Raw genomic sequence first — 24,798 nt, forward strand, 5'->3', positions numbered from 1 at the left:
TATCCCACATATTACCGCTCCATGTAGGTTCGATTAGCGAAGCGTAATCGGACGATCGAGGCACAGTTGCCCCGGAGTTTCCGTCAATCATCGGCCTCTGTTAGAGGGGGAATTAGGTGGCCGTGATAGCGGGCGAATTGATTTGCGCGAACGTCCGATTACGCCTGGCGGCTAATCGAACCTACAGGCTGGCTATACGGAGTTTGTTCAGAAAGGTGGGTTTCCTAATTTAAGCCTATCTTCTTTGACATATTGTAGCCAGAAATGGCAAAGCCAACATCTTGATACAGTTTTAACGCTCTTTGATTATGGTACGCCACTCGTAATTTAATTTGCTCAATCCCAATTGATGCTAATTTTGATTCAAACGCAGAAATTGCCAATTTCCCATAACCGTTATTGCGACGATTTGAGAAAATGAAGAAGTCATAAATAAACGTGGATTTATCATCGGCGTTAATCGAATGCCACAAATAACCAACTAGTTCTGAATCTGATTCGATGCACAATAATTCATGCTTATCGCTTTCCAAGCCATTAGGAAAGCTGCGAAGAAGCTCCTGATTGGCTAACTCTATCGCTCTATCTATTGAGTGGCCATAATTATCAGCTATCTCACGGCTGTAATCATCAATAAAATAATCGCAATATGCTGGATATTCACTTGAGATCATGGGTCTGAGCTTAATCATGTCTAATCCTTTAAAACGAGATAATGCCATATTAATGGGTGAGCTACGCCGCCACCTAACCTAAACCATTGCACCGTAAACACGAAACCCAACCTTACACCGAAAATGCCAAGTGTTGCGAATCATTCTGAAATGCTTTGCTATGTTGGCGTGAATTTTTCGAAACATACTATCGATAAAAGAGCGATAAAAAAGGACATCCATCCTGGCCGTGCTGGCGATACAACGGCTTTCTCAGGAAAGTGGGTGTCCTAATGTTACGGCTGTCTCCGTGAGTCAGCGGCGGCCTGTCAGGGTGGCCGTTATAGCGGGAGAATTGATTGACGCGAACGTCCGATTAAGCCTTGCGGCTAATCGAACCTACGGGCTACCCGTGTTCATGGCTGCGATTTATCTATCCAAAACTCATATTCTATATTGTGTATTTTCTCGGTTCTGGTTAATGAACTAAGTAATAGTTGTATGGCATAATTATGCTTATCTAAGGAGCTACACACTTGTGGCCCCATGTAAGCAATGATTTTGTTTTTCTGGATCGGATAGTGAGTAGATTCAAGGCTTTTAATGTTTGAACATGTTTTTATATATAACAAACATGCCATGGCTCCTGACCACATTGAATAGAGTTTGTGATGAGCTTGGTTTAGTTGATTGACAACAGCCAAGTCAATGCTATTTAGCTCACTGCTGTTTAAAGTGTTGTATGTGCCGATCAAGTAGCTACGGAGTGTAAGACCCTCACCCACTTCTTTATCCAATTCATTGTTCAATTCACCCAAATACTCAGTTAGCTGGGTTTCTTGAAGACTCACTAAGTGCTGCCGATGTTGGGCCATTTGCAAGTATATTTGCACGCATAATACAGACAACGTTAACAGAGTTAAAATGGGTGTGTAAACTCCACCAATATACCCTCCCAAATCAGACCACTCTTCCGGTTTTTCCCAAAAGCCGATACCAAATTGAAATGCATAAGTAGCTACTGGAGCAATCAGGATAAAGAAAACTATGGCAAATAGAATCTTTCGGAACACTCATAACTCCAGATAGGCATTAACGCCATGTTAAGGTTTAAGCACCGTAATGCCGATGCCATGGCAAACTGTCTCGTTCACTAAGCGTTACAGATAGTAAAAGTGGTTTGCTAACTCTATTTTCCATTAAAGAAAATACACTTCTGGAGTGGCAATGGAAAGTGCCACTCACCCTCAGCTTCTTGAATTACACAGGAGTGTGAGTGAGGTGACATCCCATACGGCATGCTGGCCAATATGCCGAACGGCAGCGGGTCAGGGGCCCTGGTTAACAGAAATGGTATGGATAAATAACCCGTGGCGGGGCAACGCCCCGGGTTATCAGTGGGTAGGGGAGGGTCAGGCTGGCTGGTGGAGGGTGATGCAGTGAATGCCGCCGCCACCGGCGGCCACCGGATCGATATTGATCTGCACGATTTGGCGGCCGGGGTAGAGCCTGGCCAGCAGATCATGGCAGTAGCGGTCGGCGGCCTTGTCGCCAAACTCGGGGGCGATCACCGCACCATTGATCGGCAGATAGTTGATATAACCGGCGGCAAAGTCGCGGCTGCGGCTAAAGCGGTTATCCCGCACATCGAGCGGGGGCGGCAACATATGCAGCTCCAGCTTGTTGCCGTCCGCATCGGTGGCCTGCTTGAGGATGGCCAGATGCTGGCGGGTCACCTCGTAGTCGTGAGATTCCGGATCGTTGTCCAGATTGACCACCACCACCCCGGGGCGCACAAAGCGGGCGTAGAAGTCGACGTGGGCATCTGTGATGTCCTTGCCCTTGATACCCGGCAGCCAGATGATTTTGCGCAGCCCCAGATTGGCTTTCAGCTCCGCCTCCAGTTGCGCCTTGCTCACCCCCGGGTTGCGGTTGCTGTTGAGCCAGCAGCTCTCGGTCATGATGGCGGTGCCGTTGCCATCCACCTTGATGCCGCCCCCCTCGCCAGTCAGCGTGCTCTGCAGATAGTGAGCATCCGCCTGCTTGCTGACCAGCTCGGCGACGCCCGCATCCTGTTCGTACTCCTGCTTGTCACCCCAGCCGTTAAAGTTGAAATCCACCAGCCCCAGCTCCCCTTCGCCGTTCTGAACGAAGACGCCGCCGGTATCGCGCAGCCAGATATCGTCCAGCTCGGCGACGATAAAGCGGGTGTTCTGCTCGCCACAGAGCTTGCGGGCCAGCGCCTCCTCCTCTTCGCGGCAGAGCACGCTCACCTTGGTGTAAGGGGTCATGGCTTGAACCAGCCGCCCGATGGTGGTCTGCACCTCCTTGTAGTCGCGACCCCAGATATCGGCACTGGCGGCAAAGGCGACCCAGACCTGCGCCTGAGGAGCGGCTTCATCGGGCATATGGAATTGCTTGCCGCTGGTGTTGGCAGCATCCTCATCGGCATTGCCGCTGGCCGCGTACACCTTGCCCGGCAGGTTGCTGAGCCCGGCCAGCACGCCGATGGCCGCCAGCTGTTTCAATACGTTGCGTCGGGATGGCATGGAAAACTCCTTGAATGAGGGCGCTCTTTGCTGTCGCTGATTGACCGGAAGTGACAAGCGCTGTTAATCGAATTGCGTTGAGTAATAGACTATCCGTGGCCGTGGCGGCGAACAAACGATCGATTTTCCGTAAAAGTGATAAGTGGAGCTAATCAATGGTGTTCAAGCAGTGGCCCCCGCTCAACGTGCTGCGGGGCTTTGAGGCGGCGGCCAGACTCGGTAGTTTTCATCAGGCGGCGCAGGAGCTGCACCTGACCCAGTCCGCCATCAGCCAGCAGATCCGCTCGCTGGAGGAGCTACTCGGCCAGCCGCTGTTTCACCGGCAGGGGCGCTCGGTCGCGCTGACCGATGCGGGGCAGGATCTGCTGGAGACCACCCAGAGCGTGCTGTTGCAGCTGGCGATGGGGATCCAGCGGTTGGAGCAGTACCGCAAACCGAACCAGCTGGTGCTCAACACCAGCACCGCCATCGCCCGCCACTGGCTGCTGCCGCGATTGGGGGAGTTTCATCGCCAGCATCCCGATATCGATCTCTGGCTGTTTACCAGCGACGAAGAGCCCGACATGGCCGAGCAGACCATTGATCTCACCCTGCGCTGGGATCTCGCGCCGCAGGCCGAGTGTCGCCATCAGCACCTGCTGGCAGATCGCTTGCTGCCGGTGGCTACCGCAACCGTGTTGTCACGGCCCGCGGAGGAGCGCACCACCCTGCATGGCGAGCGGGAGCTGGATTGGCATCACTGGACGCTGAGAGGGGGAGAGGATCTGCACCTGCAGACCCGGGGACTCAACTTCTCCGATCCCGGCCTGCTGCTGGAGGCGGCCAGCGCCGGACTCGGTGTGGCGCTGGTGAGCGAACTGCTCTCCCGTCCCGCTCGTCAGCAGGGGTTGCTGTTGCCGCTCTCCACCCGTCGGGTCAAGGGGCCGCAGTGGGATCTGCTGGTGCATCAGGAGAGCGAGGGGATGCCGGAGTGCCGCGCCTTCTATCACTGGCTCGGCCAGCAATTTGCCGACGGTGAACCGGACCGGGAAGATGACGGGCTTGCCACCCTCTGAGGCAGGTCACTGAATCGGGATAGCCATTCTGGCTAAGTTGTGTGCTAGGTGACGTAGGCTCGATGTCGTCTGAAAAATTGGGTGGGATGGGTTTCTGTCAGATGGGTTGGCACTGCCCGCTATGCCTCCAATGAGGCCTTCATGATGAGAAGAGGCAATTTTCAATAATCTGACCAGATATCTTTCGCCACAGATCACATAAATACACAGCCTCTCTGTCACCGGGTCCTGTATCCGCCAAAATAGGTAGAGTCCCATATCATCACGCTGACAATGGAGGTTGGTGTGTATGGCAATTTATATCTCGAAGTTACTGGAATTGCAGGGGCGTCTCTACGAGGCTGAGCAAGACTATGACCTCCTGTGCAAAATATTTGATGAGTTGAGATCTCTGTTCAATGCATCCGCTGCTAGCGTGGTATTGGCCCCCAGACAAACCCCTGAAGATGCCATCGTCTGGACCAAAAGCTATTCTCGCTCTGATCTGGCCTTTTATTTTGAACGCATGGCTGATGATGTTTTTCTCAACACCTATATGCAGCACATGCTGGTTGGCAAGGCGGCCATCGTTGATCAACTCTTGAACTTTGAGCGCATCGACAATCCAGTGTTCAAGGAAGAGATGGTGCCGCGTTTTCAAGCTCGTTATGCCCTGTGCATTCTGGTTCCTCTGAGTACCCGGGACGAGTTTGCGATCACCCTCCATCGGGATAAGACTCAACCCCCTTTCACTCCGGCTGAGCAACAGATGTTGCAATGGCTCTCCAACGGACTTGGCTGCTGGGCCAGAAGTTATCGTCGACGTCAGAGGTTCAATGAGGAACGTATACTACTGACGGCACTGCTGGAGCGTGATAATCGCCCACGCGCTGTAGTGGATCAATATGGGCATCTACAATTGACCAATCGCGCCATGCAGCAGGCGCTAGGTGAATATCACATCACACAGAACCCTGTTGACCATCAACTGGTCATCCCTTCTCGCTGGCGACCTCTTTGGCGGGAATCGTTGAGCCGTGGAACTGAAGGGCGTCTTGTTCTGTCTCTGTCAGAGTCTCATCAGGTGATCCTCGAATGGACTCCACTGCCAGAGCCCAGCGGATGGTTTGAATTGATGTTGATTGATCCTCGATGGGAGCATGAACGGCACCTGCAACGTATGGAGCTACTTTATTGTTTGACCAAGAGCGAACAGGATGTACTTACCCTGCTCTCGCGTGGTCTGACCGGAGCAGAGGTCGCTCGCCTTCGAGGGGTCTCTTTAGAGACTGTAAAAAGCCAAATAAAAACACTGTTGCATAAAACCGACACTAATAATCAAAACGATCTACTTAACTTGCTGTTCAATATATCTCATTAAGCACACCGCTATTTTCTCTCCCCTCACACGCAACCGCTCCCCCGATAGGGGGATGCGGTTTGTTCACCAGGCGCCTATAACCAACACAGTCGTTAAAGCGGCCTATCAAGTATTACAAGGGGTCTGTCGATGTATCTGCCATGGATGACAGCAAGCAATATAAAAAGTCAGGGACTGGGGGACGTATGAAACTTTTTACTAAATCATGGCTGGCAGCAAGCATCATTACCGCGCTTGCCGGTTGTGGTGGCGGAGACAGTAGTAGTGACAGTACAACGCCACCAGAGACTAAAACCACGCTTCAGATAAGAGCAATTGATGGTGTGTTACAGGGTGCTCTGGTGTGGGTCGATCTTAATGGAAATAGCCTGCGTGATGCAGCAGAGCCTTTCGCCAAGTCAGATAGCGAGGGGAGAGCTCTGTTCACTCTTGAGCCAGGCCAATTGAGCGCCAATGTGTATGTGGAAACCATTCTCGGTGAAACAGTAGATCTGGAACGGGGACCGGTTGACACCGCCTTTACTATGATTGCTCCTGCAGGCTCAGGCAGCAGTGGTACAGTAAGAATCGTATCGCCTCTGACCACGTTACTGTATCTCGAAACACTGAAATATAACGACCCGGTACAGGCTCGGGAGGTGCTGGCCCAGAGGCTTGGTATTTCCTCGACCATGCTGGATGCAGACTTTGTCGCATTGGGAGATGGTCGGGCACTGTTTATTGCCAAAGTGATCGCCGATGCCCTGCCAGCCTCATTGCCTGCAGAGGCAGACAAACAGGATGTCCTGCTTTTGGCGCTGAACAATAAAACCGGTGAAGCTACAGCTATTTACGACAAATTGACGGATGAACAAATCACTGTTCAGGGCAATCCCACCCTGAAGAGTGAAATCGACTACAACACTCATAAGGCAACATTCACCATCGAGTTTTCCACCCGTAAAACTGAGGGCGGTGTCGAGGTAAGCCAGGGGACCAAATATTACTGGGATAAAAATGCCAACGATTATGAGAGATACAATGGTAAGCCACTGATCGCTACCACATGGAGCCTGGAGACCACACGTAAAGCTGACGGAACTATCGAGCGCTATGCCAAATGGGAACATGACTTTAACAAAGATGGCGAGCGAAACTTCAAGGGGCAATCGCTGAGTGTGGGGAATGACACCAAGTGGGTGGAATATTTTGACGAGGACACCAACTGCAAAGAGCTGAATGAATATCAGTGCAATGATCCCACCCGGATAAATGAAGGGCGAGACTTGCGAACTGAGTTCGCAGCACAGGATTACAGCACTATCGATTTTGTTCAGATGTGGACGAAAACTGGCAATGCCACAGGCCACGACATCGAGATGATTGAGTACAAAACCGATGCCCCGACTCGTAACTGGTTCAAGCTGGACAATCCGGGACAACCCGGTTTCCGCCGGTTGGAGCATTACGTTAAAGACTCTGATGGTGTACGTACCACATATGAGAATGATTGGAACGCTGATGGCACCATCAATCAGCGAGAGTCACTGCTCAGCCGCCAAAATGGCACGACACGTTATGAGTCTGGCAAAATTGTCTGGGCCAACCCTCTTGATGACTCGTTCGAAGAGTATGCTGATTACAACTTCCACACTGGCACTCGTTTACCTTACTGGTACGAAACTGTAGTCGAACATGTCCCCTTGGGAGATGGGCTGCAACAGTTAACCACCGAAGGGAAGCGCTATTTGCTGGATGAGGAGAAACAGCTGCGCAAGATCGATGATACGCACCCGGATGGCTACCTGTTTCACCAGTACAAAGCAAAACAAAAAGAAGTTTCTTCCGACGAGCATCAGATCCATGTTACCTGGCAGCACATTGCGCTGGATGGATATGACTTCAACCGTGACGATATTGGTCAGGAGTTCAAGGTCATGCGTCGTCACAAAGTTGATGGGGATGCAATGAAAGGGTGGTGGATAGGGCATAACTTTGCCGAGTGGGGTAGCCAAGAGGTGCTCGATCTCCCAGGTAAAGTTCTCGCGCTGCTGGCACAAGGTAAGAGTTTTGCACAAATTACTGCTGCTGAGCTGCCCGGATTGGGGGTTTATGACCAAGTTGCGCTGTCTGGTCCTCTGTTTACCACCGGGTTCAAAGGCTACCTGGTGACAAACGACGGCTGGCTTGGTGCCTCTGGCAAACAAAAAATGACAGTGAATGGTCAGCGTGTCGGCACACAGGACCTGTTGTTACAACAGGCGGGTGGCATGGCTTCTCTGGTACTCCTGAAAGGAATAGGTTCGGAACCCTGTGCCTGGTGGACCTGCTGGGAGCAACGTATTACTTCGCTTGACAGTGTTGACCCGGTGAAAGGGATCATGACATTTCGCCGCTGGAGTGACACGGATCCACTCACAACACTGTACCTGCGTGAAGTCGATGCTGATGTAGCCATGGCCCCTTGAATTGCCAAGGAGGCGATATAAACGATGTGGCAACGGGGCTCGCGAGGGCCCCGTTATGCATGTGTTACGGACTACATCTCTGGCGCTGTGGTTGCCACCCTCTGAGGCAGGTCACTGAATCTGCGGGGAGGGCGTGGTTAAATGACGGCTTATCTTTTTGCCGGATATTGCTGTGACCATGCCATCTGACCTTCAGCCGCTGCTCTCTTGGCCTGACTATCTGCAGGCATCCTGGCTGCGCTGCGCCCACCAGACCAGTGCCACCCTCTGGCATCCGCCCCACAGCGCCAAGGGGCAGACTTTGCAGAGCCTGCGCCAGCGCAAGCGCGACCTGCTCACCACCGGCGAGATGGCGCTCGAGGATCTCTACGAATTCATGGAGGGGCGCCCCTGCGCCCTGCTGCTCACCGACGAGAGCGGCTGCCTGCTGGCACAGACCGGTCACCCCGACACCCTGCGCGAGCTGGCGGCGCTGGGGTTTGGCCCCGGCGCCTTCTTCAGCGAGGGTCGCATCGGCACCAATGCCATCAATCTGGCGGCGCTGGAGGGAGTGCCGCTCTGCGTCAGTGGCCCCCAGCACTTCAACCAGACCCTGCACCCGTGGCACAGTTGCGCCAGTCCGGTTTACAACAGCAATGGCCGTCAGGTCGCTATCATCGCCTTGATCTGCAAGGTGGAGGAGGCGAGCGCCGGCGATCTGGCGCTCACCGTCAGCGCCGGGCGCGAGCTGGCCCATCTGCTGCAGATGGAGACCCTGATGCAGGAGTCCCAGCACCACCTGAGCGAGCTCTACGCCCTGCTCGATGGCATGGATGACGGCGTACTGGCCTGGGATCCGCAGGGGCGGCTGCGTTACCTCAACGCGCTGGCGGCCCAACGGCTGCGGCTCGATCCGGCGCTCTGTCTCGGTCAGCCGCTGGAGCAGCACCTGCTGTTGCCCCAGCGGTTGCAGCTGGCCATCAGGGGGCAGACGCCGCTCAGCCATGTGGAGGTGACGCTGGAGCGGCTCGGCGCGCAGGAGGGGGAGTTTATCAATGCGCTGGTGAGCCTCAAGCCGTTGCCGGGGCCGGAGGGGGTCAGCTTTATCGCCCTGCTGCACCCGGTCGATCGGCTGCGGGCCATCCATCAGCTGCGCCAGACGGTGCCCGAGTTGTCGGCACTGGTGGGGGAGTCGAGCGCCATGCGCAAGCTGCTGCGCTACGCCCGGCAGGCGGCCCAGAGTCAGGGGCCGATCCTGCTGCGCGGCGAGGAGGAGGTGGGCAAGGCCCAGCTGGCGGAGGCGATCCATTTTGGCAGCGAGCGGGCCGCCGGGCCGCTCATTACCCTCAACTGCAAGGCGCTGCCGAGCGAGCGGATGGCGCTGGAGCTGATGGGCTCCGACGAGGCGGGGCAGGAGCGGGCGGGCAAGTTCGAGCTGGCCCACGGTGGCACGTTAGTGCTGGAGCAGGTGGAGTGCCTCTCCGCCCCCATGCAGGCGGCGCTGCTGCAACTGCTCAAGACCGGCCGCATCCAGCGCTTCGATTCGGCCCGTATCCTGCCGCTCAAGGTGCGGATCATCGCCACCAGCAGCGCCCCGCTGGAGCAGCTGGTGCAGGAGGGGCTGTTTGGCCGCCAGCTGCTCTATGCCTTGCAGGCGTGCGAGCTGTGGCTGCCGGGATTGCGGGAGCGCGCGGCCGATCTGCCGGGCCTGATCAGCCAGCAGCTGGCGGCGCAGGGGCGCGAGCCGGTGCGCCAGTTCAGTCCGGCGGCCCTCGATTGTCTGCTCGCCTATCCCTGGCCCGGCAATCTGGGGGAGCTGCGCAGCGCCGTCGAGCATGCGCTGCTTCACGCCGGTCAGGGGCCGATCCCGCCGGAGGCGCTGCCCGCTGCCATTCGGCACGGCTATCAGCGGGTGGCGGACGAGGTGGTGGGGCAACCGCTGCTCACGCTGGCGGAGCTGGAGCGGCAAGCCATCTTGCGCTGCGCTCACGCCTGCAAGGGGCAGGTGAGCCAGATGGCCCAACATCTTGGCATCAGTCGCACTACCCTGTGGCGGCGACTGAAACTGCTTGAGATCGATCCCGCCGACTATCACGGCTGACGGTTATTCAGGCCGTTGCGAACCGGCCCGCTGAAAATGAAACGGCCCCGCAGTTGCGGGGCCGTGTTATATGGCAAGGTCAGCAGTGGCGCGATTACAGCCCCAACTGGTGGGCGGTGACGATGGCCGCCAGCACATCCTCGGCGGTGACCTTGAACGGCATGTTGTGAATGGTTTCGCCCTCGGCGGTGGAGGCTTTGGCCACATCCATCAGGCGCGCCATATCCAGCTCCTTGACCCCCATCATATGCAGGTTGGTCGGCAGACCGATCGAGCGGCAGAAACCCAGCACTGTCTCGATCTCCGCCATCGGCGCGTTCTCCAGCACCAGCTGCACCAGGGTACCGAACGCCACTTTCTCACCGTGGTAGAGGTGGTGACACTCGGCGAGCTGGGTCAGACCATTGTGGATGGCGTGGGCGGCGGCCAGCCCGCTGCTCTCGAAGCCGATACCGCTCAGGTAGGTGTTGGCCTCGATGATGTTCTCCACCGCCTTGGTGCAGAGCCCCTGTTCCACCGCCAGCTTGGCCTTGTAGCCATCGGCCAGCAGGGTCTTGTAGCAGAGCTCGGCGATGGCCTGCGCCGCCAGCGTGGAGGCACCACCGGCCATGGTCTGGCAACCGGACACCTTGTTGGCACGGGCCTCGAAGTAGGTGGAGAGCGCATCCCCCATGCCGGAGACCAAGAGCCGCACCGGAGCGCGGGAGATCACGCCGGTATCCATGATGACCATGTTGGGGTTGGTCGGGATCATCAGGTATTCGCTGAACTGCCCTTCCGGGGTGTAGATGACCGCCAGCGCACTGGTGGGGGCATCGGTGGAGGCGATTGTGGGCACTATGACCACCGGCACTTTCTGGTAGAAGGCGACCGACTTGGCGGTATCCAGCGTCTTGCCGCCGCCGATGCCGATGATGACGTCAAACTGGGTCTGGTTGCAGCGGGCCAGCAGGCGGTCGATCTCGGGGCGGGAGCACTCGCCGTTGAAGCAGTCGAACTCCGGCTTGATGCCTGCGCCGTGGAAGCTGGTGGCCACGGTATCGCCCACCAGCTTGGTGACGAAGGCGTCGGCCAGAATGAGCGGCTTGCTGCCGAGCGCTTTAACGTAGTTGCCGATATTGGCGAGGGCCCCGTTGCCTTGCACGTATTTGCTGGGGCTGATGATAATGCGGTCCATATTCTTTCCCTCTCTCTAGTTCATAAGACTTCTTTTGAAACTAACAGGGGCGAAGGGGCGGCAGTGCCGGGGACTCCTTCGTCTTCTTTTACTTGCACGAAAGTGGAGCTGCACAGGCTCAGCGAGCGAGTGCAGCCCCTTGAAACAGTGGCGTGCGGCGTCAGTCGCCGAAACGCTCGTCGGCCAGTTGCTGGAAGCAGGTCAATGCGGCGGTGGCATCTTCCCCACGCGCCAGCAGGGTGAGCGTGTCGCCCTGACGCACGTTGAGCATGGCGAGCCGGGTCAGGCTGCGGGGGTTGGCCTCTTTGTCCCCCTTTTGCAGCTTGAGTTCCGCGGCAAAGGGTTTGAGGGCGGCCACCAGTCGGGCGGCGGGGCGCACATGCAGGCCGTGGGGATTGTCTACTACCACTTCGCAGCGCAGCCAGCCGTCGTCAGCAACAGGGGCCCTCTCCGTGGCGGCCTGCGCCGGGCTGGCGGGCAGCATCGCCTGTTTCGGGCCAAGGGCACCGAGCGCCTCGGCGGCCACCTCATCCAGCGTCAGGCCGGAACCGGCTGCCACCACGGCGGCAAGGGTGCCCTCGACTAAGGGGGCCGGGCAGAGCCGCACCCGGGCGCTCAGCTCGGGAGGCAGCAGTTCGAGGGCGGTTTCGGCGCTGAGCAGGGCGCTGCCCAAGTCCATCAGTACCAGCACGCCGTTGCCATCGTCCGCTTCTTCAATCGCACTCATCACCGCGATGGCATCGGTGCCGATGGGGTGGTCGGGGTCATCGACCCCGGCCGCCAGCAGCAACTTGACCGGGCTGCCCAGCTGGTCGGCCAGCGCTTTCAATCCGGCCGCCAGCATGGCGCTGTGAGAGACAACTACGATTCCGATCATGTCACAACCTCGCTCTGTCACGCAGGGCGGTCAGCAGCAGCAGGGTCGAGGTGGCCCCGGCATCCTGATGGCCGATGCTGCGCTCGCCAAGATAGCTGGCGCGCCCCTTGCGGGCCTGCATCTGGATGGTGGCCTCGGTACCGGCTGCTGCGGCCGCTACAGCCTTGTCCAGCGCATCGTTGAGGGGCAGCTCTTGCTGCTGCGCCTGTTGCAGGGCCGCCAGTGCTGGCCACCAGGCGTCGCACATGGTCTTGTCGCCCGGCTCGGCGCGGCCGCGGGAGACGATCCCCTCAACCCCGTCGCTCAGCATTTTGCACAGCTGGCTGAGGCTCAGGCTTTGGCAGGCATCGGTGCTGGCCGCCGCCCGGATAAAGAAGGTGCCGTAGAGCGGGCCGCTGGCGCCACCGACCGAGGAGAGCAAGGTCATGCCGGTGGTTTTCAGCACCTGACCGATATCCTTGTCCGCCACTGCAGGCAGCTTCTCGGCCACCTTGGCAAAGCCGCGCTGCATGTTGAGGCCGTGGTCGCCGTCGCCGATGTCGGTATCCAGCGCGGTGAGGTAGTCACGCTGCTCGGTAAAGATGTGTTCGCAGTCGAGCAGCCAGTTGACGATGTGATGCTTGCTTAACATGGGTTCTCCTTAGCAGCCGCGACGCAGGGCGGGGGTGTGAACGGGGGCATCCCACAGGGTCATCAGCTCATCATCCACCTTGAGCAGGGTGATGGATATGCCGGTCATGTCGAGGGAGGTGCAGTAGGGGCCAATCAGGTTGCGCACCAGATGGATGCCTGCCTCTTCGCACAGGGTAGCGAGGCGACCATAGACGCCATAGAGCTCGGAGATGGGAGTACCGCCGAGGCTGTTGACCAGCGCGATGACCCGATCGCCCTTGTTGAGCGGTTCGATAAAGGTGTGCTCTTCCTGCCAGCTGCCGGAGGCTCTGTCCCAGTGGCGCAGGGTGCGCCCATAGGGGGTGTTGTCCGCCAGCTCGCTGAACATGTCATCCACCAGGGTATTGAGGTCGGTGAAGGGGCGGCGCTCGATGCCGGGCTCACCGTGGATGCCCACGCCAAACTCCATCTCGTTATCGGCCAGGGTGAAGGAGGGCTTGCCAGCGGCAGGCACGGTGCAGGCATGCATGGCGACGCCAATGGTGCGGCTCTGGTTGTTGATGCGGCGGGCCAGCGCTTCGCAGCGGGCCAGGTCATAGCCCGCCTCGGCTGCTGCCCCCACCAGTTTCTCGCATAGCACGGTAGTGGCTACGCCACGGCGGCCGGCGGTGTAGAGGCTGTCTTTGACCGCCACGTCGTCATCGATCAGCGAGAAGCCGACCTTGACGCCGTCTCCGTGCAGCAGCTCGACTGCGGTCTCGAAGTTGAGCACGTCGCCGGTGTAGTTCTTCACCAGAAACAGCACGCCCGCGCCGCCATCAACGGCCTGACCGCACTCGTACATCTGATCCGGGGTCGGGGAGGTAAAAATCTCGCCGGGGCAGGCGCCATCCAGCATCCCTTTGCCCACCAGACCGCCGTGCATCGGCTCGTGGCCGCTGCCACCGCCGGAGACCAGCGCGACCTTGCCCATCACGGGGGAGTCGGCGCGGGTGATGTAGTGGGGTTCGATACGTACCTTGAGCTCGGGGTGGGCGGCTGCCATCCCCATCAGTTGTTCACGGACCACAGCATCGACGGCATTGATCAGTTTCTTCATGGCTCACTCCTTGGCTTGCCACCGCACGGGTGGGCAAATGGTTGATGGAGCCAGTCTAACGACAGAAAAAAGGATAAAAATGACGGTCGGTTTGGTTCGGATTTGAAACAGCTGAAGGGAGGTTGGTGTTTCAATTTGAAACGACGCGGGGCAAACGGGCGGGAAACTGTTAGCGGCCTCACAGCCATGAAAAAGGGCCCCGCAGGGCCCTTCGCTATAACCGGAATATACGGGCAGGTTAGATGGCCCAGCCACCGGCATAGAAGATCACCAGCGCCAGAGCGATGATGACGGTGCCGACGTTCAGCTTCTTCCACTCGGCAGCGAAGATGCGACCAACGACCAGTGCCACGAAGCCCAGCATGATGCCGGTCACGATGTTGCAGGTCAGCACGATGAAGACGGCGCACAGCATGCCAGCGAGGGCATCGACCGAGTCGCTGAAGTCCAGCTTGGTGACGTTACCCAGCATCAGCAGACCGACGTACATCAGGGCCGGTGCGGTGGCGTAAGCCGGTACCAGATAGCTCAGCGGGGAGAGGAAGATCATCAGCAGGAACAGCACGCCGACCAGCGCAGCGGTCAGTCCGGTCTTGCCACCGGCTGCGGTGCCTGCGGCGGATTCGATGTAGACGGCCGCCGGAGCACCACCCACCACGCCAGCCACCATGCTGCTGACGGAGTCGGCAGTCAGTGCCTTGCCGCCGCTGATGATGTGGCCACGTTCGTTGATAAGGCCCGCCTGACCGGCCACGGCACGGATGGTGCCGGTGGCGTCAAACACGGCGGTCATCACCAGCGCCAGCACGGTCGGGATCACCACCGGATTGAGGGCGCCCAGCAGATCCATGCTGCCTACCAGCGAACCTTTTTCACCAGTCAGGCTCGGCATGGCGAAGAAGCCCTGCCAGGTCACTTTCGGGTCGAAGATAAGGCCGAGGATGGAGATGGCGATGATCACCATCAGGATGCCGCCCGGCACCTTGCGACGCTCCAGACCGAAGATGGCGGCCAGACCCAGCACTGTCATGATGACCGGGAAGGAGGTCACTTCACCCAGTTGAACCGGCAGACCGGCCCCTTCGTTCTTGATCACCATGCCGACGCCGTTGGTGGCGATCAGTAGCAGGAACAGACCGATACCTATGCCGGTACCGTGGGCGATGCCGGAGGGGAGGTTATCCAGGATCCACTGGCGCACGCCGGTGACGCTGATCAGGGTAAACAGCACACCCATCAGGAAGATGGCGCCCAGCGCGACCGGAATGCTCAGTCCCTGACCCAGTACCAGACTGAACGCGGTAAAGGCGGTGAGGGAGATGGCGCAACCGATGGCCATTGGCAGCTTGGCCCACAGGCCCATCAGCAGGGAGCCGAAGGCGGCGATCAAACAGGTTGCCACGAAGACGGGGCCCTGCTCAAAACCGGCAGCACCCAGCATGTTCGGCACCACTATGATGCTGTAGACCATGGCCAGGAAGGTGGTCAAACCGGCCAACAGCTCCTGGCGCACACTACTGCCGCGCGCAGAAATGGAAAAATAAGAGTCCAAAAAGCCGCCCTGTGCTCGATTGGCGGCCATATCTTGCTTTGCCATAACTTATCCTGAAAGTGTGAAGGAAATCGTTTGCTTTTGTGGCGCGCAAAATAGCAAGAATTCGCGGCAAATACAGCGGATAACCTGACTTTTTCGTCACTATTTTACATTTTGAGCTCACTTGGAACTCTTTGTCAGACTCAAGCGGTGAGAGTGGTGTAAGGAAGGGATCAAATGGTTGGTCGGTGGGAGAACAGTGAGGAAAAAAACGGGGAACAACAAAAAACCCGCCTAGGCGGGTTTTTTTAATTCTTGCAGAGCTGTCAGCGATTGGCGTGAGCCATCAGCGGCATGCTCAGGCTTGAATTACAGACCAACTACGTTGGCAGCAGCCGGGCCTTTCTGGCCTTGCTCGATGGTGAACTCAACGCGCTGACCTTCGTCCAGGGTTTTGAAGCTGGTGGACTGGATAGCGGAGAAGTGTACGAACACGTCTTTGCTGCCGTCAGCCGGGGAGATGAAACCAAAACCTTTCTCAGCGTTGAAGAACTTAACGGTACCAGTCATTTTGTTAGACATAATAATTTCCTTAAATAGTGTTGAATGCCACCTAAATGGCAATTTTTGATTTTTCGTCAGCAATACGTATGGGGAGCACTAAAGAAGGAGAATTATTTGATAAGAATTATCCTAGGATAACGCTTATGCTAATCACTGCTTTACTAAAATGACTGCCTAACATAATCAGGTCTGAACTGCCGAACCATCGAGAAAGATTAAAACACGCTCTCATTTTTAAAGCAAACTTTATCTCGATATTAATGTTTTGTAACAACCGAAAATCTCATCTTTTATAGTAAACATGATGTATTTCAACTGCATAGCGAAATCAGCAAGGATTCGCCTTACCCTGTAGAAACCCGAGTTTGGCTTTTTTGTCCTGACTATGTAGCCAGTTCTGGCAAAAAATATGAAAAAAACGAAAGGGTGGCGATGGCTGGGGCGTCAGTTTGCTTGGGTGTCGAGCCCGTCATGCCAAGCAACCATTTGACGCCGGGATGAACGCCAGAGCAGTGAACCAGTTAACAAGAGCAAATCGGATTCATCGTGCGCGGGCCAGAAATGCAAACGCCCGCTGGCATCTAGTGCGAGCGGGCGTTTTGGAAGCTGGGGGTCAGCGCTTGCTGCGAAACTTGTTGCTGACCGAGTCGATCCAGCTGAAGGTTTCTGGCAGTACCTGATTTTTGGCGCGTTCTTTGGCTTTCTCGCGGGCCAGCTTGGAGGCTACCTTGGCCGCTTCGGCGCGGTCGGCCACAATCTTCAGGCGACCCTCTTCGCGGATCTTGTTCCGCTCTCCGTTGGTCAGCTGGTGGTCTGCATTGGCTTGTGCCTTTTGCAATAACAAGGCTATCTCGGCTTTTTCAGCCTCGGTCAGATCTTTCATTTCCAGCTTTTTCACGGCGCGCTCCTGCGGCAGGGGGGTTAGATACCCTAACACAGTTGTGCCGATCACTTCTTATGCAATCGGCATTTAGGCCGCAAAAATGCGGGTTTGTGCCAGATCTCCGTTATTTCGCTGCCACTTTCCCGCCTGTTTGCCACATTTCAGTTTATGGCGAGTGGGGATGGCACTCCTTGCTCCTCCGGCTCGACGTGGATCAGCACAATGGCGTGGGGCAGTTGTTGCATGATGGCGTGTTCGATGCGATCACAAATGTCGTGGGCTTCGCCGATGCTCATCTGCGGGGGCAGAGTGAGGTGAAAGTCGATATGGCGGCGACGACCGGCACGACGACTGCGCAGATCGTGAAAACCGCTGGCGGCGGGACAGCACTCGGTGATGATGCGGCTGGTCATCGCCAGCTCTTCCGGGCTCATGCTCTGGTCGATCAGCGGCTGGAAGGCCTCGTTGAGCATGCTGATCGCCTCTCTGACAATAAAGATGGCGACGGCAATGGCGACCAGCGGGTCGAGGATGGCGAGGGAGTGACCGAACAGACCGGCTAGCCAGATGCCGCCAAGACCGGCGGCCACCCCGGCGGAGGTGAGCACGTCAGCCTTGAGATGGAGCGCATCGGCGGCCAACGCGACCGACTCCTCCTCTCTGGCGACCTTATATAGGTAAGCCGATACCCCGCTGTTGACCAGCGCCGAGATCACCATCACCAGTACGCCCCAGCCAATGCTCTCGATGGGGCTGGGAGAGATTAGCTTGTCGACGGCTTCGAAGATGATCCAGCCTGCGGCCAGCAAGATAAGCAGTGCTTCGATGACGCCGGAGACATTTTCAATCTTGTCGTGGCCATAGGGGTGACGCTCATCGGGCGGGAGATCGGATTTTTTTACTGCGAACAGGGCGATCAGGGCGGCGACCAGATCCATCGCGGAGTGGATGGCCTCCGAGATGATACTGACCGAGCCACTGGCGAAACCGGCTACGACCTTCATGATAATCAGACTGATATTGGAGCAGACCGACACCATGGCGGCTCTGGTTTTTCTGTTCATGTCACAGCTTCCTGAATAAAAACGGATATTTCGGTGCGGCGCGCATTATATCTGGCTGACCGGAAATAACCTATTCGGTGTTGTAACCTGATGTTTCTGGTGATATTGCGAATGCTTATGAAAATGGTGGTTGCTTGAACGGCAATAAATAATGGGCGGAGTTTATATTTATCCGTAAAAATATCTCGAAAGTGATGCATTAATATAAGCGTGACAACATTTAATAATGCGAATTACTCTTTTTTGGTCTTTCCTGTCGAGGTTGTGTGGCGTCAGTGTTCCGGGGGCTGAGCACTGCATTTTTTGGGCGAGAATGAGGCTGGATCCGGATGCCGCTGGAGGGTATGCTGGGTCTGGTGATGGTCTTGCACCATCCCACCAAGCGTACTGAAGTTGATGATTCGGATGGCATGCTGGCTCCCATGAGGAACCAACTGTCTGGGTAACATTTTTGGAGTTTGATGATGAGTAACAAAGAACATCACAACGGCAAAGATGCCAAGAAAAAACCGCAGATGTCACTGAAAGAGAAACGCGAAGCCAAACGTCAGAAAGCAGATCTGAAAAACGGCAGCGCAATGAAGTAACGCTCCTTTACTGCTGTTCCTTCGGAGCCAGTACAAAGCCAGCCTGTAATGGGCTGGCTTTTATGTTTCCGGGTTCGGGGCTGTCGTCTTGAACTGATGAATGTCTAGGGCTTGGCGCCGTACAGCTCGAAAATTCGCTGATAACTGCCATCCTTTTTCATTGCCTCGAGACGATCGTTGAACAACTTGAGGGCATCAGCCGAGCGAAAGGCGAAGTGATAGACAGTGGGTGGGAAGAGGTCCGCTTGCCTGACCTGGTTGCGCTCGTAGCGTTCGCCAGCCTGCGCCGTGGCGATCAGTTGGTCCAGATAGTAGTAGAACACCCGCTCCTCCAGTACGACTGCATCCACCCTGCCGCGCATCAGCTGGTGCACCTGTCCCTGCTGCTTGGCCACCTCCTCATAGTGGGGATTCTGGTTGGCCATGGTGGCAAACTCGCCCCCCAGAATGATCCTTGCCCGTTGAAAGGCGGTGACTCGTTTTGAATGCAGATCGTCCAGGGTACTGATATGGGTAGTGCGCAGGCTGAAGATCCGGTTATGGAAGGTAATGACGGGGCGGGTCAGAAAGAGGGTATCAACCATGCCGCGTCTGACGTTGATAATGGCATCCAGCTTGCCTGACTCGAACAGGCGGAAGGTGCGCTCCAGCGGCAGATATTCAAAGCTGGGATCATAGCCGCTACCGGCGAACGCCTCTTTCAACAGATCCAGCTCGATGCCGCGGTTATCGCCTTCGATGACATAAGGAGGGATGGCAAAGCTGACTCCTACCTTGAGCGGTTGTGCCAGTAGTTGTTCGGGGAGAAAAATCGCCAGCAATAGCAGCATCCGGGCAATCGGTTTCATCGCACCTTTCATCAAGTGCTCCTGTGGCGCCGGTTCATGGCTGAATATGGGCCGTCACTAATAGAATACTCTTCCCTGCTGGTAGAGGTGCTCGGCTTGAATTTAAAAGACCCTGTTTTATCAGGGTCTTTTTAATATGTCTGTTCTTAGAAGGGTAATACATGTAAAAAATCGCTGCTGAGTGAGTGACTGAGTGAGTGGCAATGAATTTTTTACTATATATTTCAATGCATAACACCTTTTCTTACACTTCTGGTTGCTCACCTTAAAATGACACTTTTTAAAGATATGTAAGAAAAGGTATGAAAATGCGTGTTCATACCTGTTTATTCTTACACTTTTTGGTTGTCCTCACCAGAACCCTCACCACATGAGCCTTACCAGCTCAAAAGAGAGAACCACGCACCGAGTTGCTGAGTGACCTTCTCGCAAAGCTGTTCGCACCCGTCCCGGTAAACAGACGAAGCTTTTGCTGAGCTGAGTGAGAGTTGGGCGGGTGACCTAGTGGCATATGGACGCCAGATCCGGGAGCGGGTACAGCAGTGGACAGGGCTGACGGTCGGTGTTGGTATCGGCCCCACTAAAACCCTAGCCAAACTCGCCAACTATGCCGCAAAAAAATGGCCCGCCACCGGAGGGGTGGTCGATCTGCGCGATGAAACACGCCGCGCCAAACTGATGGCGATCACCCCGGTAGACGAGGTCTGGGGAATTGGTCGCAAACTCACCACCAAGCTGTCAGCTCAGGGCATCAACACCGTGGCTGATCTGGTAGCGGCTGATGCTAAGAGTCTTCGGCACCGTTACGGGGTCGTTGTCGAGCGCACGGTGCAGGAGCTGTGCGGGATCCCCTGCGCCGAGCTGGAGCAACTGGCACAGGCCAAGCAACAGATAATTTGCAGCCGATCCTTTGGGGAGCGCATCACCGCCTTCGGCCCCATGCGGGAGGCTCTCGCTGGCTACATGGAGCGGGCAGCTGAGAAACTCAGGACAGAGGGCATGTGCTGCCGCCATGTCACAGTATTCATTCGTTCGAGCCCGTTTGCGGAGCGGGAAACACATTATGCCAACCAGATCTCCATGCTGTTGCCGATACCCACAGCCGACACCCGTGAGTTGCTAGCCCAGATCGAGCCGCTGCTGAGCAGGATCTGGTTGGATGATGTTCGCTATATGAAGGGCGGCGTCATGCTGGCGGACTTCTCCCCGAAAGGCATGCAGCAAGGGGGTCTATTCGGCAGCGAACAGCAGGATCCCCGTAGCGATGCACTCATGCAGGTGATCGATAGGATTAACCAGGGGCGGTTGGGAAAGGTCTACTTTGCATCCCGAGGCCGAGATACCAGCGAATGGATGATGAAACGCGAACAACTCAGCCCCCGCTATACCACCAGTATCAAAGGGATCCCGGTGGTGAAGGCATGAGCACAACCATGAAAGTTAACCTCCTCTCCTAGCTACAAACCACTATCAATGCGTTGCAAACTTCTGGTGGTCAATCCGCAACATGAGCAGGTATCTTACTTAGCGGTATCACCGTTTATTTTCACGTAGCTTAAAGAGAAGATCTAACTTTTCATCCTCATCAAGTTGCTCAAATAGACAAACCAATTCCGCACTAAGATCATCTTCGCAAAAAAAATAACTCAGCGGCTTTCCCAGTACATTGGCAAGTTTTCGCATTGTATCAATGTCTGGAACGTGGCGACCTCTCTCATAGTGATTCATGCGACCACTAGCAGAACTATCATCCATACCGGCCCTTACCCCAAGCTCCTTTTGGGATATACCTGCTTTTTTACGCGCCTGCTTGAGTCTCTCTGGGAATGGGTTTTTGTACAATGTTTGTTCATCACAAAGTTCTCATATGTATAGATTGTCTAAGTTTCACCTGTCTCTGTATACTTAGCAATCCTAAGTGTTGTGGTTGTGGAAATTTTATGCAGAATAAAAATGTTTACAAAATCAGTAACAAGTTTTATCAAGTTTTACTCAAAATGACTGGTCTAAAAATAAGCAGGAAAGAGCTGATACGATTGGCTATGGAGGTCAATGACTTGGCTGTGTATCAGGCATCAGGCTTGGTTGACCGCCATGTATATAGCTTGAAAAAACAGGATGCAGTGAAAGCTAATGGGCCAAAAAATAATCGGCATTATATTTTTTCAGATGATCTTCTGGGCAGTTTACAAGCATCAATCAAAGGCGATAATTATGATCTAGCAAGTGAGTTGAGGTCTCTGGAAGAAGAGCTTCTGTTGACTCGTTATGAGTTACAAGCCTACCGCGAGATACTTGAAAAACTACCTCAAGAGAAGCAAAAAATTACTTGTTTGCATAAAAATGCATCAGAAAAAATCTACCGGTTGAATGGGAAAATTAGAGCGGTAAGTCAATTGGTGATGATGTAATTAAAAGGTATAAATGAAAGAGGCGTTTTATCGAAAAGAAGCATACCTGAGTCGGCCATAGCGCAAGAAGCGATGCCGCCAACGGAAGGCGGTGGCCAATAGATACTGTGTTCCTAGGCGGCTTATTGATTTGAACAAATTATGTGCATTTTGTGCTGAGCTACTAATGAAAATACCTGCTGTTACGGCTCAACGATAAGGATGACCCGATGCAGAATCTTGTATTGAGGAAAGCAACGCATGAAGATATGGACGACATACTGCGTTTGCAAATTCCCGTGTTCAAGGGAGAGCAGGGGATCCCTGACGAATTGATCCCTATTCCAGCTGAAAAATCGCCACAATGGTGGTGTGCAATTATGAACTCCACAATTGTTGGTGCCGTTGCAGCCTGGAAATAATGCGATGAAACTCATTGGGGGCGATTTGCAACAATGCAAAATTTCAGAGGGTATCAAATAGGTTCTAGCTTGGCTCGGTTTTCACTGCACGAACTTTTCGCACAATCTGTAGATGAAATCCATATGGATGCAAGAGATATCATCGTTAAGACCTTAAACCGAATGGGTGGCTTAGTTGTGGGAGACTCAATGCCATTTTATCGAGGGACGGTGACACCCATGATATTAACCAGAAGTGGTTTAATATTTAATAGATAAAATACTGACGATACATGTATATATTTGAAAACACTATCCATAACTATAAATTAGAGTTGACACATAGATAGCATCATTTATTACCATCCTCAATGGGTGTATGCTTTTTTTCATCTAACTGTGCAGAAAATCCAAATATTAATGATTTCAGCCCGAAATGGAAGGCCATTTCAGCAGAGGTTCTCGCCTGAATATTAAATGCCTCTTGTAATAATGGTGGTGCAGCGTCTATCACATGATTATTTTCTATCTGGTTTGTTGCTTGCTCCTCTAATACTGCACCCAACGTAAAATGGCTGATAGATTGCAGAATGAAAAGAGCCTCCTCGACCGAAAACCCTGCATCGCATAGACAGCGTAGTTGCGCCTCTGCTTGTTCAAACTGGGGGGGCGTAGGAGAGGTCCCTATATGCAATCGGGCTCCATCACGATGGACCAGTAATGCTTTACGGAAACTCAGAGCATTTTCCTGGAGAAACTGCTGCCAACTCTCAGTCGGTAACGGTGCTGAACGGGTGTGATGCTTCGCCAGTATTGCCTCTGAAAGCATGTTCATAAGAGTCTGCTTGTTGCGCACGTGCCAATACAGAGTCGGTTGCTCAATTTTTAGGGACTGCGCCAGCTTACGCGTAGTCAAGCCCTCTAGCCCTTCGCTGTCCAGCAGGGTGAGCGCCATTGAAATTACGTCGTCCAAGCTTAGTCGTGCCATCACTATCTCCTTTTGCTGTTGACAATCTATCACTGATAGAGTTATTTTTCAAACCCTATCATCGATAGAGAACGTTAACTATGAACCGCACTGTGATGATGGCACTGGTCATCATTTTTTTAGATGCTATGGGGATTGGCATAATTATGCCTGTCTTGCCGGCGTTATTACGGGAGTTTGTTGGAAAGGCTAATGTTGCAGAGAACTACGGTGTTTTATTGGCGCTGTATGCAATGATGCAAGTGATTTTTGCCCCTCTTCTCGGCCGCTGGTCAGATCGCATAGGTCGTCGCCCTGTATTGTTACTTTCACTTTTAGGTGCAACACTGGACTACGCATTAATGGCAACAGCCAGCGTAGTGTGGGTGTTGTATTTGGGACGCTTAATTGCTGGTATTACCGGTGCGACTGGAGCTGTTGCAGCCTCAACAATTGCCGATGTCACACCTGAGGAATCCAGGACACATTGGTTTGGTATGATGGGTGCCTGTTTTGGTGGCGGTATGATTGCTGGACCAGTCATTGGTGGTTTTGCCGGTCAACTTTCGGTACAGGCACCGTTTATGTTCGCTGCTGCTATTAACGGGCTGGCATTTCTGGTCTCCCTATTCATTTTACATGAGACCCATAATGCTAATCAGGTTAGTGACGAGTTAAAGAATGAAACAATCAATGAAACCACATCCTCCATACGCGAGATGATCTCCCCATTATCGGGATTGTTAGTTGTCTTTTTCATCATTCAATTGATTGGCCAAATCCCCGCAACATTATGGGTTTTATTCGGAGAAGAGCGCTTCGCATGGGATGGCGTAATGGTCGGTGTTTCATTGGCTGTGTTCGGGCTGACACACGCACTGTTTCAAGGACTTGCTGCTGGTTTTATCGCTAAACATTTGGGAGAACGGAAAGCTATAGCGGTTGGCATTTTGGCTGACGGTTGTGGCCTATTTTTATTGGCGGTCATTACACAAAGCTGGATGGTTTGGCCGGTTTTGCTGTTACTAGCTTGTGGTGGCATCACACTTCCCGCCTTGCAGGGAATTATATCTGTTCGTGTCGGTCAGGTAGCACAGGGACAATTACAAGGGGTGCTGACCAGTTTGACCCACCTGACAGGTGTAATCGGTCCACTTGTTTTTGCATTTTTGTATAGTGCAACCCGCGAAACGTGGAATGGATGGGTATGGATAATTGGCTGCGGATTATATGTAGTTGCATTGATTATACTGAGGTTTTTCCATCCAGGTAGGGTAATCCACCCGATAAATAAGAGCGATGTACAGCAGAGAATTTGAGCAACAATGCTGTACAGCACCGTAAATTCTGGCGCCCTACTCGGTGGATAGAGGTGAGCTGGTAGGTGGGTCTGGGATTGCGATCCATTAATCATCCTTTGGCAGCAACCGAGATAGGCCCACTTGAGCCGGTAGTTCCCCGATGACCTCAATCTTCCAACCCGTCATATTGGCCCGACACATGTGATAATGGTGCGCGATGTTGGCCTGCGCTTGCAAGGCGTGACGGGCTTTATCTAGTGCCTCAGTTGCATTTGCATATTCCGGCCGATCATGAACACCAATTCCGATTCAACGTGAACACCATTTCCGGACCAATGTGAACGCTCATT

Annotated in this window: 23 protein-coding genes and 1 pseudogene; 10 read left to right on the top strand and 14 right to left on the bottom strand. The window is 54.6% G+C overall.

Going from position 1 to position 24,798, the window contains the following annotated elements; translation table 11 throughout:
• Nucleotides 1–224: 224 nt before the first annotated feature.
• The 3 genes from PG888_RS00980 to PG888_RS00990 form a co-directional block, all read right to left on the bottom strand.
• On the bottom strand, nucleotides 225–692 hold the full coding sequence (locus PG888_RS00980) for a GNAT family N-acetyltransferase (RefSeq protein WP_234603996.1): 468 nt from the start codon (nucleotides 690–692) through the stop codon (nucleotides 225–227).
• A 377-nt stretch (nucleotides 693–1,069) separates the two neighbouring features.
• Complete coding sequence (locus PG888_RS00985; protein WP_234603994.1) at nucleotides 1,070–1,726, bottom strand: hypothetical protein; 657 nt, start codon at nucleotides 1,724–1,726, stop codon at nucleotides 1,070–1,072.
• 339 nt (nucleotides 1,727–2,065) lie between these two features.
• Nucleotides 2,066–3,202 (bottom strand): agmatine deiminase family protein, encoded by a 1,137-nt coding sequence (locus PG888_RS00990; RefSeq protein WP_270692461.1) that lies wholly within the window; start codon nucleotides 3,200–3,202, stop codon nucleotides 2,066–2,068.
• 155 nt (nucleotides 3,203–3,357) lie between these two features.
• On the opposite strand from PG888_RS00990, the gene PG888_RS00995 reads away from it, so the two are divergent.
• The 4 genes from PG888_RS00995 to dhaR all read left to right on the top strand — a co-directional run bounded on the left by PG888_RS00995 (nucleotide 3,358) and on the right by dhaR (nucleotide 10,144).
• Complete coding sequence (locus tag PG888_RS00995) at nucleotides 3,358–4,257, top strand: LysR family transcriptional regulator (RefSeq protein ID WP_042062198.1); 900 nt, start codon at nucleotides 3,358–3,360, stop codon at nucleotides 4,255–4,257.
• A gap of 289 nt (nucleotides 4,258–4,546) precedes the next feature.
• Nucleotides 4,547–5,617 carry a LuxR C-terminal-related transcriptional regulator gene (locus PG888_RS01000; protein WP_197070601.1) on the top strand — a complete coding sequence of 357 codons (1,071 nt, stop codon included), beginning with the start codon at nucleotides 4,547–4,549 and terminating at the stop codon, nucleotides 5,615–5,617.
• Nucleotides 5,618–5,757: 140 nt separating this feature from the next.
• Nucleotides 5,758–8,064: a hypothetical protein gene (locus PG888_RS01005; protein ID WP_042063483.1), complete on the top strand. Its 2,307-nt coding sequence runs from the start codon at nucleotides 5,758–5,760 to the stop codon at nucleotides 8,062–8,064.
• 178 nt (nucleotides 8,065–8,242) lie between these two features.
• Nucleotides 8,243–10,144: a dihydroxyacetone kinase operon transcriptional regulator DhaR gene (gene dhaR, locus PG888_RS01010; RefSeq protein WP_182938346.1), complete on the top strand. Its 1,902-nt coding sequence runs from the start codon at nucleotides 8,243–8,245 to the stop codon at nucleotides 10,142–10,144.
• A 94-nt stretch (nucleotides 10,145–10,238) separates the two neighbouring features.
• Here the strand turns inward: dhaR and PG888_RS01015 are convergent, their stop codons facing one another.
• The 8 genes from PG888_RS01015 to PG888_RS01050 form a co-directional block, all read right to left on the bottom strand.
• On the bottom strand, nucleotides 10,239–11,321 hold the full coding sequence (locus PG888_RS01015; RefSeq protein WP_042063484.1) for a glycerol dehydrogenase: 1,083 nt from the start codon (nucleotides 11,319–11,321) through the stop codon (nucleotides 10,239–10,241).
• A 160-nt stretch (nucleotides 11,322–11,481) separates the two neighbouring features.
• Nucleotides 11,482–12,198, bottom strand: coding sequence for a dihydroxyacetone kinase phosphoryl donor subunit DhaM (gene dhaM, locus PG888_RS01020; RefSeq protein ID WP_042063485.1), 717 nt, complete (start codon nucleotides 12,196–12,198; stop codon nucleotides 11,482–11,484).
• 1 nt (nucleotide 12,199) lies between these two features.
• Nucleotides 12,200–12,829: a dihydroxyacetone kinase subunit DhaL gene (gene dhaL, locus PG888_RS01025; protein WP_042063486.1), complete on the bottom strand. Its 630-nt coding sequence runs from the start codon at nucleotides 12,827–12,829 to the stop codon at nucleotides 12,200–12,202.
• A 9-nt stretch (nucleotides 12,830–12,838) separates the two neighbouring features.
• Complete coding sequence (dhaK, locus tag PG888_RS01030) at nucleotides 12,839–13,909, bottom strand: dihydroxyacetone kinase subunit DhaK (protein ID WP_182938344.1); 1,071 nt, start codon at nucleotides 13,907–13,909, stop codon at nucleotides 12,839–12,841.
• A gap of 238 nt (nucleotides 13,910–14,147) precedes the next feature.
• Entirely contained in the window at nucleotides 14,148–15,506 is a 1,359-nt protein-coding gene (locus tag PG888_RS01035; RefSeq protein WP_269475275.1) for an NCS2 family permease, read from the bottom strand.
• 306 nt (nucleotides 15,507–15,812) lie between these two features.
• The gene (gene cspE, locus PG888_RS01040; protein WP_005316548.1) at nucleotides 15,813–16,025 is read right to left on the bottom strand and encodes a transcription antiterminator/RNA stability regulator CspE; all 213 of its coding nucleotides are present in this window, start codon (nucleotides 16,023–16,025) and stop codon (nucleotides 15,813–15,815) included.
• Between the two features lie 595 nt (nucleotides 16,026–16,620).
• A complete protein-coding gene (yjbD, locus tag PG888_RS01045) occupies nucleotides 16,621–16,905 on the bottom strand; it encodes a DUF3811 domain-containing protein (protein ID WP_042063489.1) in 285 nt (94 codons plus the stop codon).
• Between the two features lie 146 nt (nucleotides 16,906–17,051).
• Complete coding sequence (locus tag PG888_RS01050) at nucleotides 17,052–17,954, bottom strand: cation diffusion facilitator family transporter (RefSeq protein ID WP_139710703.1); 903 nt, start codon at nucleotides 17,952–17,954, stop codon at nucleotides 17,052–17,054.
• A 464-nt stretch (nucleotides 17,955–18,418) separates the two neighbouring features.
• On the opposite strand from PG888_RS01050, the gene PG888_RS01055 reads away from it, so the two are divergent.
• The gene (locus PG888_RS01055) at nucleotides 18,419–18,541 is read left to right on the top strand and encodes a hypothetical protein (protein ID WP_111809286.1); all 123 of its coding nucleotides are present in this window, start codon (nucleotides 18,419–18,421) and stop codon (nucleotides 18,539–18,541) included.
• Nucleotides 18,542–18,645: 104 nt separating this feature from the next.
• Here PG888_RS01055 and PG888_RS01060 read toward each other — a convergent pair whose 3' ends face one another.
• Nucleotides 18,646–19,401, bottom strand: a complete 756-nt coding sequence (locus PG888_RS01060) for a substrate-binding periplasmic protein (protein ID WP_232093578.1) — start codon at nucleotides 19,399–19,401, stop codon at nucleotides 18,646–18,648.
• Nucleotides 19,402–19,860: 459 nt separating this feature from the next.
• On the opposite strand from PG888_RS01060, the pseudogene PG888_RS23200 reads away from it, so the two are divergent.
• Both PG888_RS23200 and PG888_RS23205 read left to right on the top strand, forming a co-directional pair.
• Nucleotides 19,861–19,983, top strand: a pseudogene (locus tag PG888_RS23200) (Y-family DNA polymerase); the annotation flags it as partial.
• Between the two features lie 84 nt (nucleotides 19,984–20,067).
• Entirely contained in the window at nucleotides 20,068–20,814 is a 747-nt protein-coding gene (locus PG888_RS23205) for a DinB/UmuC family translesion DNA polymerase (RefSeq protein ID WP_113725460.1), read from the top strand.
• Between the two features lie 108 nt (nucleotides 20,815–20,922).
• Here PG888_RS23205 and PG888_RS01075 read toward each other — a convergent pair whose 3' ends face one another.
• Nucleotides 20,923–21,231 carry a helix-turn-helix domain-containing protein gene (locus tag PG888_RS01075; protein ID WP_047440196.1) on the bottom strand — a complete coding sequence of 103 codons (309 nt, stop codon included), beginning with the start codon at nucleotides 21,229–21,231 and terminating at the stop codon, nucleotides 20,923–20,925.
• A 98-nt stretch (nucleotides 21,232–21,329) separates the two neighbouring features.
• On the opposite strand from PG888_RS01075, the gene PG888_RS01080 reads away from it, so the two are divergent.
• Together PG888_RS01080 and PG888_RS01085 are read left to right on the top strand one after the other, a co-directional pair.
• Complete coding sequence (locus PG888_RS01080; RefSeq protein ID WP_017780886.1) at nucleotides 21,330–21,800, top strand: hypothetical protein; 471 nt, start codon at nucleotides 21,330–21,332, stop codon at nucleotides 21,798–21,800.
• A 209-nt stretch (nucleotides 21,801–22,009) separates the two neighbouring features.
• Nucleotides 22,010–22,201, top strand: a complete 192-nt coding sequence (locus tag PG888_RS01085) for a hypothetical protein (RefSeq protein ID WP_017780887.1) — start codon at nucleotides 22,010–22,012, stop codon at nucleotides 22,199–22,201.
• Nucleotides 22,202–22,532: 331 nt separating this feature from the next.
• Here the strand turns inward: PG888_RS01085 and tetR are convergent, their stop codons facing one another.
• Nucleotides 22,533–23,168 (bottom strand): tetracycline resistance transcriptional repressor TetR, encoded by a 636-nt coding sequence (gene tetR / locus PG888_RS01090; RefSeq protein WP_017780888.1) that lies wholly within the window; start codon nucleotides 23,166–23,168, stop codon nucleotides 22,533–22,535.
• 80 nt (nucleotides 23,169–23,248) lie between these two features.
• On the opposite strand from tetR, the gene tet(E) reads away from it, so the two are divergent.
• The gene (gene tet(E) / locus PG888_RS01095; protein WP_017780889.1) at nucleotides 23,249–24,466 is read left to right on the top strand and encodes a tetracycline efflux MFS transporter Tet(E); all 1,218 of its coding nucleotides are present in this window, start codon (nucleotides 23,249–23,251) and stop codon (nucleotides 24,464–24,466) included.
• The last annotated feature ends 332 nt before the right edge of the window (nucleotides 24,467–24,798 follow it).

The organism is Aeromonas sp. QDB23 (assembly GCF_027707745.1).
GTDB lineage: Bacteria > Pseudomonadota > Gammaproteobacteria > Enterobacterales > Aeromonadaceae > Aeromonas > Aeromonas allosaccharophila.

Bases quoted from the DNA above. Each gene is read 5' to 3' on its own strand.
- PG888_RS01060 (WP_232093578.1), bottom strand. From the start codon at position 19,401: ATGAAAGGTGCGATGAAACCGATTGCCCGGATGCTGCTATTGCTGGCG.
- PG888_RS01085 (WP_017780887.1), top strand. From the start codon at position 22,010: ATGCAGAATCTTGTATTGAGGAAAGCAACGCATGAAGATATGGACGAC.
- PG888_RS01005 (WP_042063483.1), top strand. From the start codon at position 5,758: ATGGATGACAGCAAGCAATATAAAAAGTCAGGGACTGGGGGACGTATG.
- dhaR (WP_182938346.1), top strand. From the start codon at position 8,243: ATGCCATCTGACCTTCAGCCGCTGCTCTCTTGGCCTGACTATCTGCAG.
- PG888_RS00990 (WP_270692461.1), bottom strand. From the start codon at position 3,202: ATGCCATCCCGACGCAACGTATTGAAACAGCTGGCGGCCATCGGCGTG.
- PG888_RS01080 (WP_017780886.1), top strand. From the start codon at position 21,330: ATGCAGAATAAAAATGTTTACAAAATCAGTAACAAGTTTTATCAAGTT.
- dhaL (WP_042063486.1), bottom strand. From the start codon at position 12,829: ATGTTAAGCAAGCATCACATCGTCAACTGGCTGCTCGACTGCGAACAC.
- dhaM (WP_042063485.1), bottom strand. From the start codon at position 12,198: ATGATCGGAATCGTAGTTGTCTCTCACAGCGCCATGCTGGCGGCCGGA.
- PG888_RS00995 (WP_042062198.1), top strand. From the start codon at position 3,358: ATGGTGTTCAAGCAGTGGCCCCCGCTCAACGTGCTGCGGGGCTTTGAG.
- PG888_RS01050 (WP_139710703.1), bottom strand. From the start codon at position 17,954: ATGAACAGAAAAACCAGAGCCGCCATGGTGTCGGTCTGCTCCAATATC.
- PG888_RS01035 (WP_269475275.1), bottom strand. From the start codon at position 15,506: ATGGCAAAGCAAGATATGGCCGCCAATCGAGCACAGGGCGGCTTTTTG.
- PG888_RS01015 (WP_042063484.1), bottom strand. From the start codon at position 11,321: ATGGACCGCATTATCATCAGCCCCAGCAAATACGTGCAAGGCAACGGG.
- PG888_RS23205 (WP_113725460.1), top strand. From the start codon at position 20,068: ATGGCGATCACCCCGGTAGACGAGGTCTGGGGAATTGGTCGCAAACTC.
- cspE (WP_005316548.1), bottom strand. From the start codon at position 16,025: ATGTCTAACAAAATGACTGGTACCGTTAAGTTCTTCAACGCTGAGAAA.
- PG888_RS00980 (WP_234603996.1), bottom strand. From the start codon at position 692: ATGATTAAGCTCAGACCCATGATCTCAAGTGAATATCCAGCATATTGC.
- PG888_RS01000 (WP_197070601.1), top strand. From the start codon at position 4,547: ATGGCAATTTATATCTCGAAGTTACTGGAATTGCAGGGGCGTCTCTAC.
- tetR (WP_017780888.1), bottom strand. From the start codon at position 23,168: ATGGCACGACTAAGCTTGGACGACGTAATTTCAATGGCGCTCACCCTG.
- PG888_RS01055 (WP_111809286.1), top strand. From the start codon at position 18,419: ATGAGTAACAAAGAACATCACAACGGCAAAGATGCCAAGAAAAAACCG.
- dhaK (WP_182938344.1), bottom strand. From the start codon at position 13,909: ATGAAGAAACTGATCAATGCCGTCGATGCTGTGGTCCGTGAACAACTG.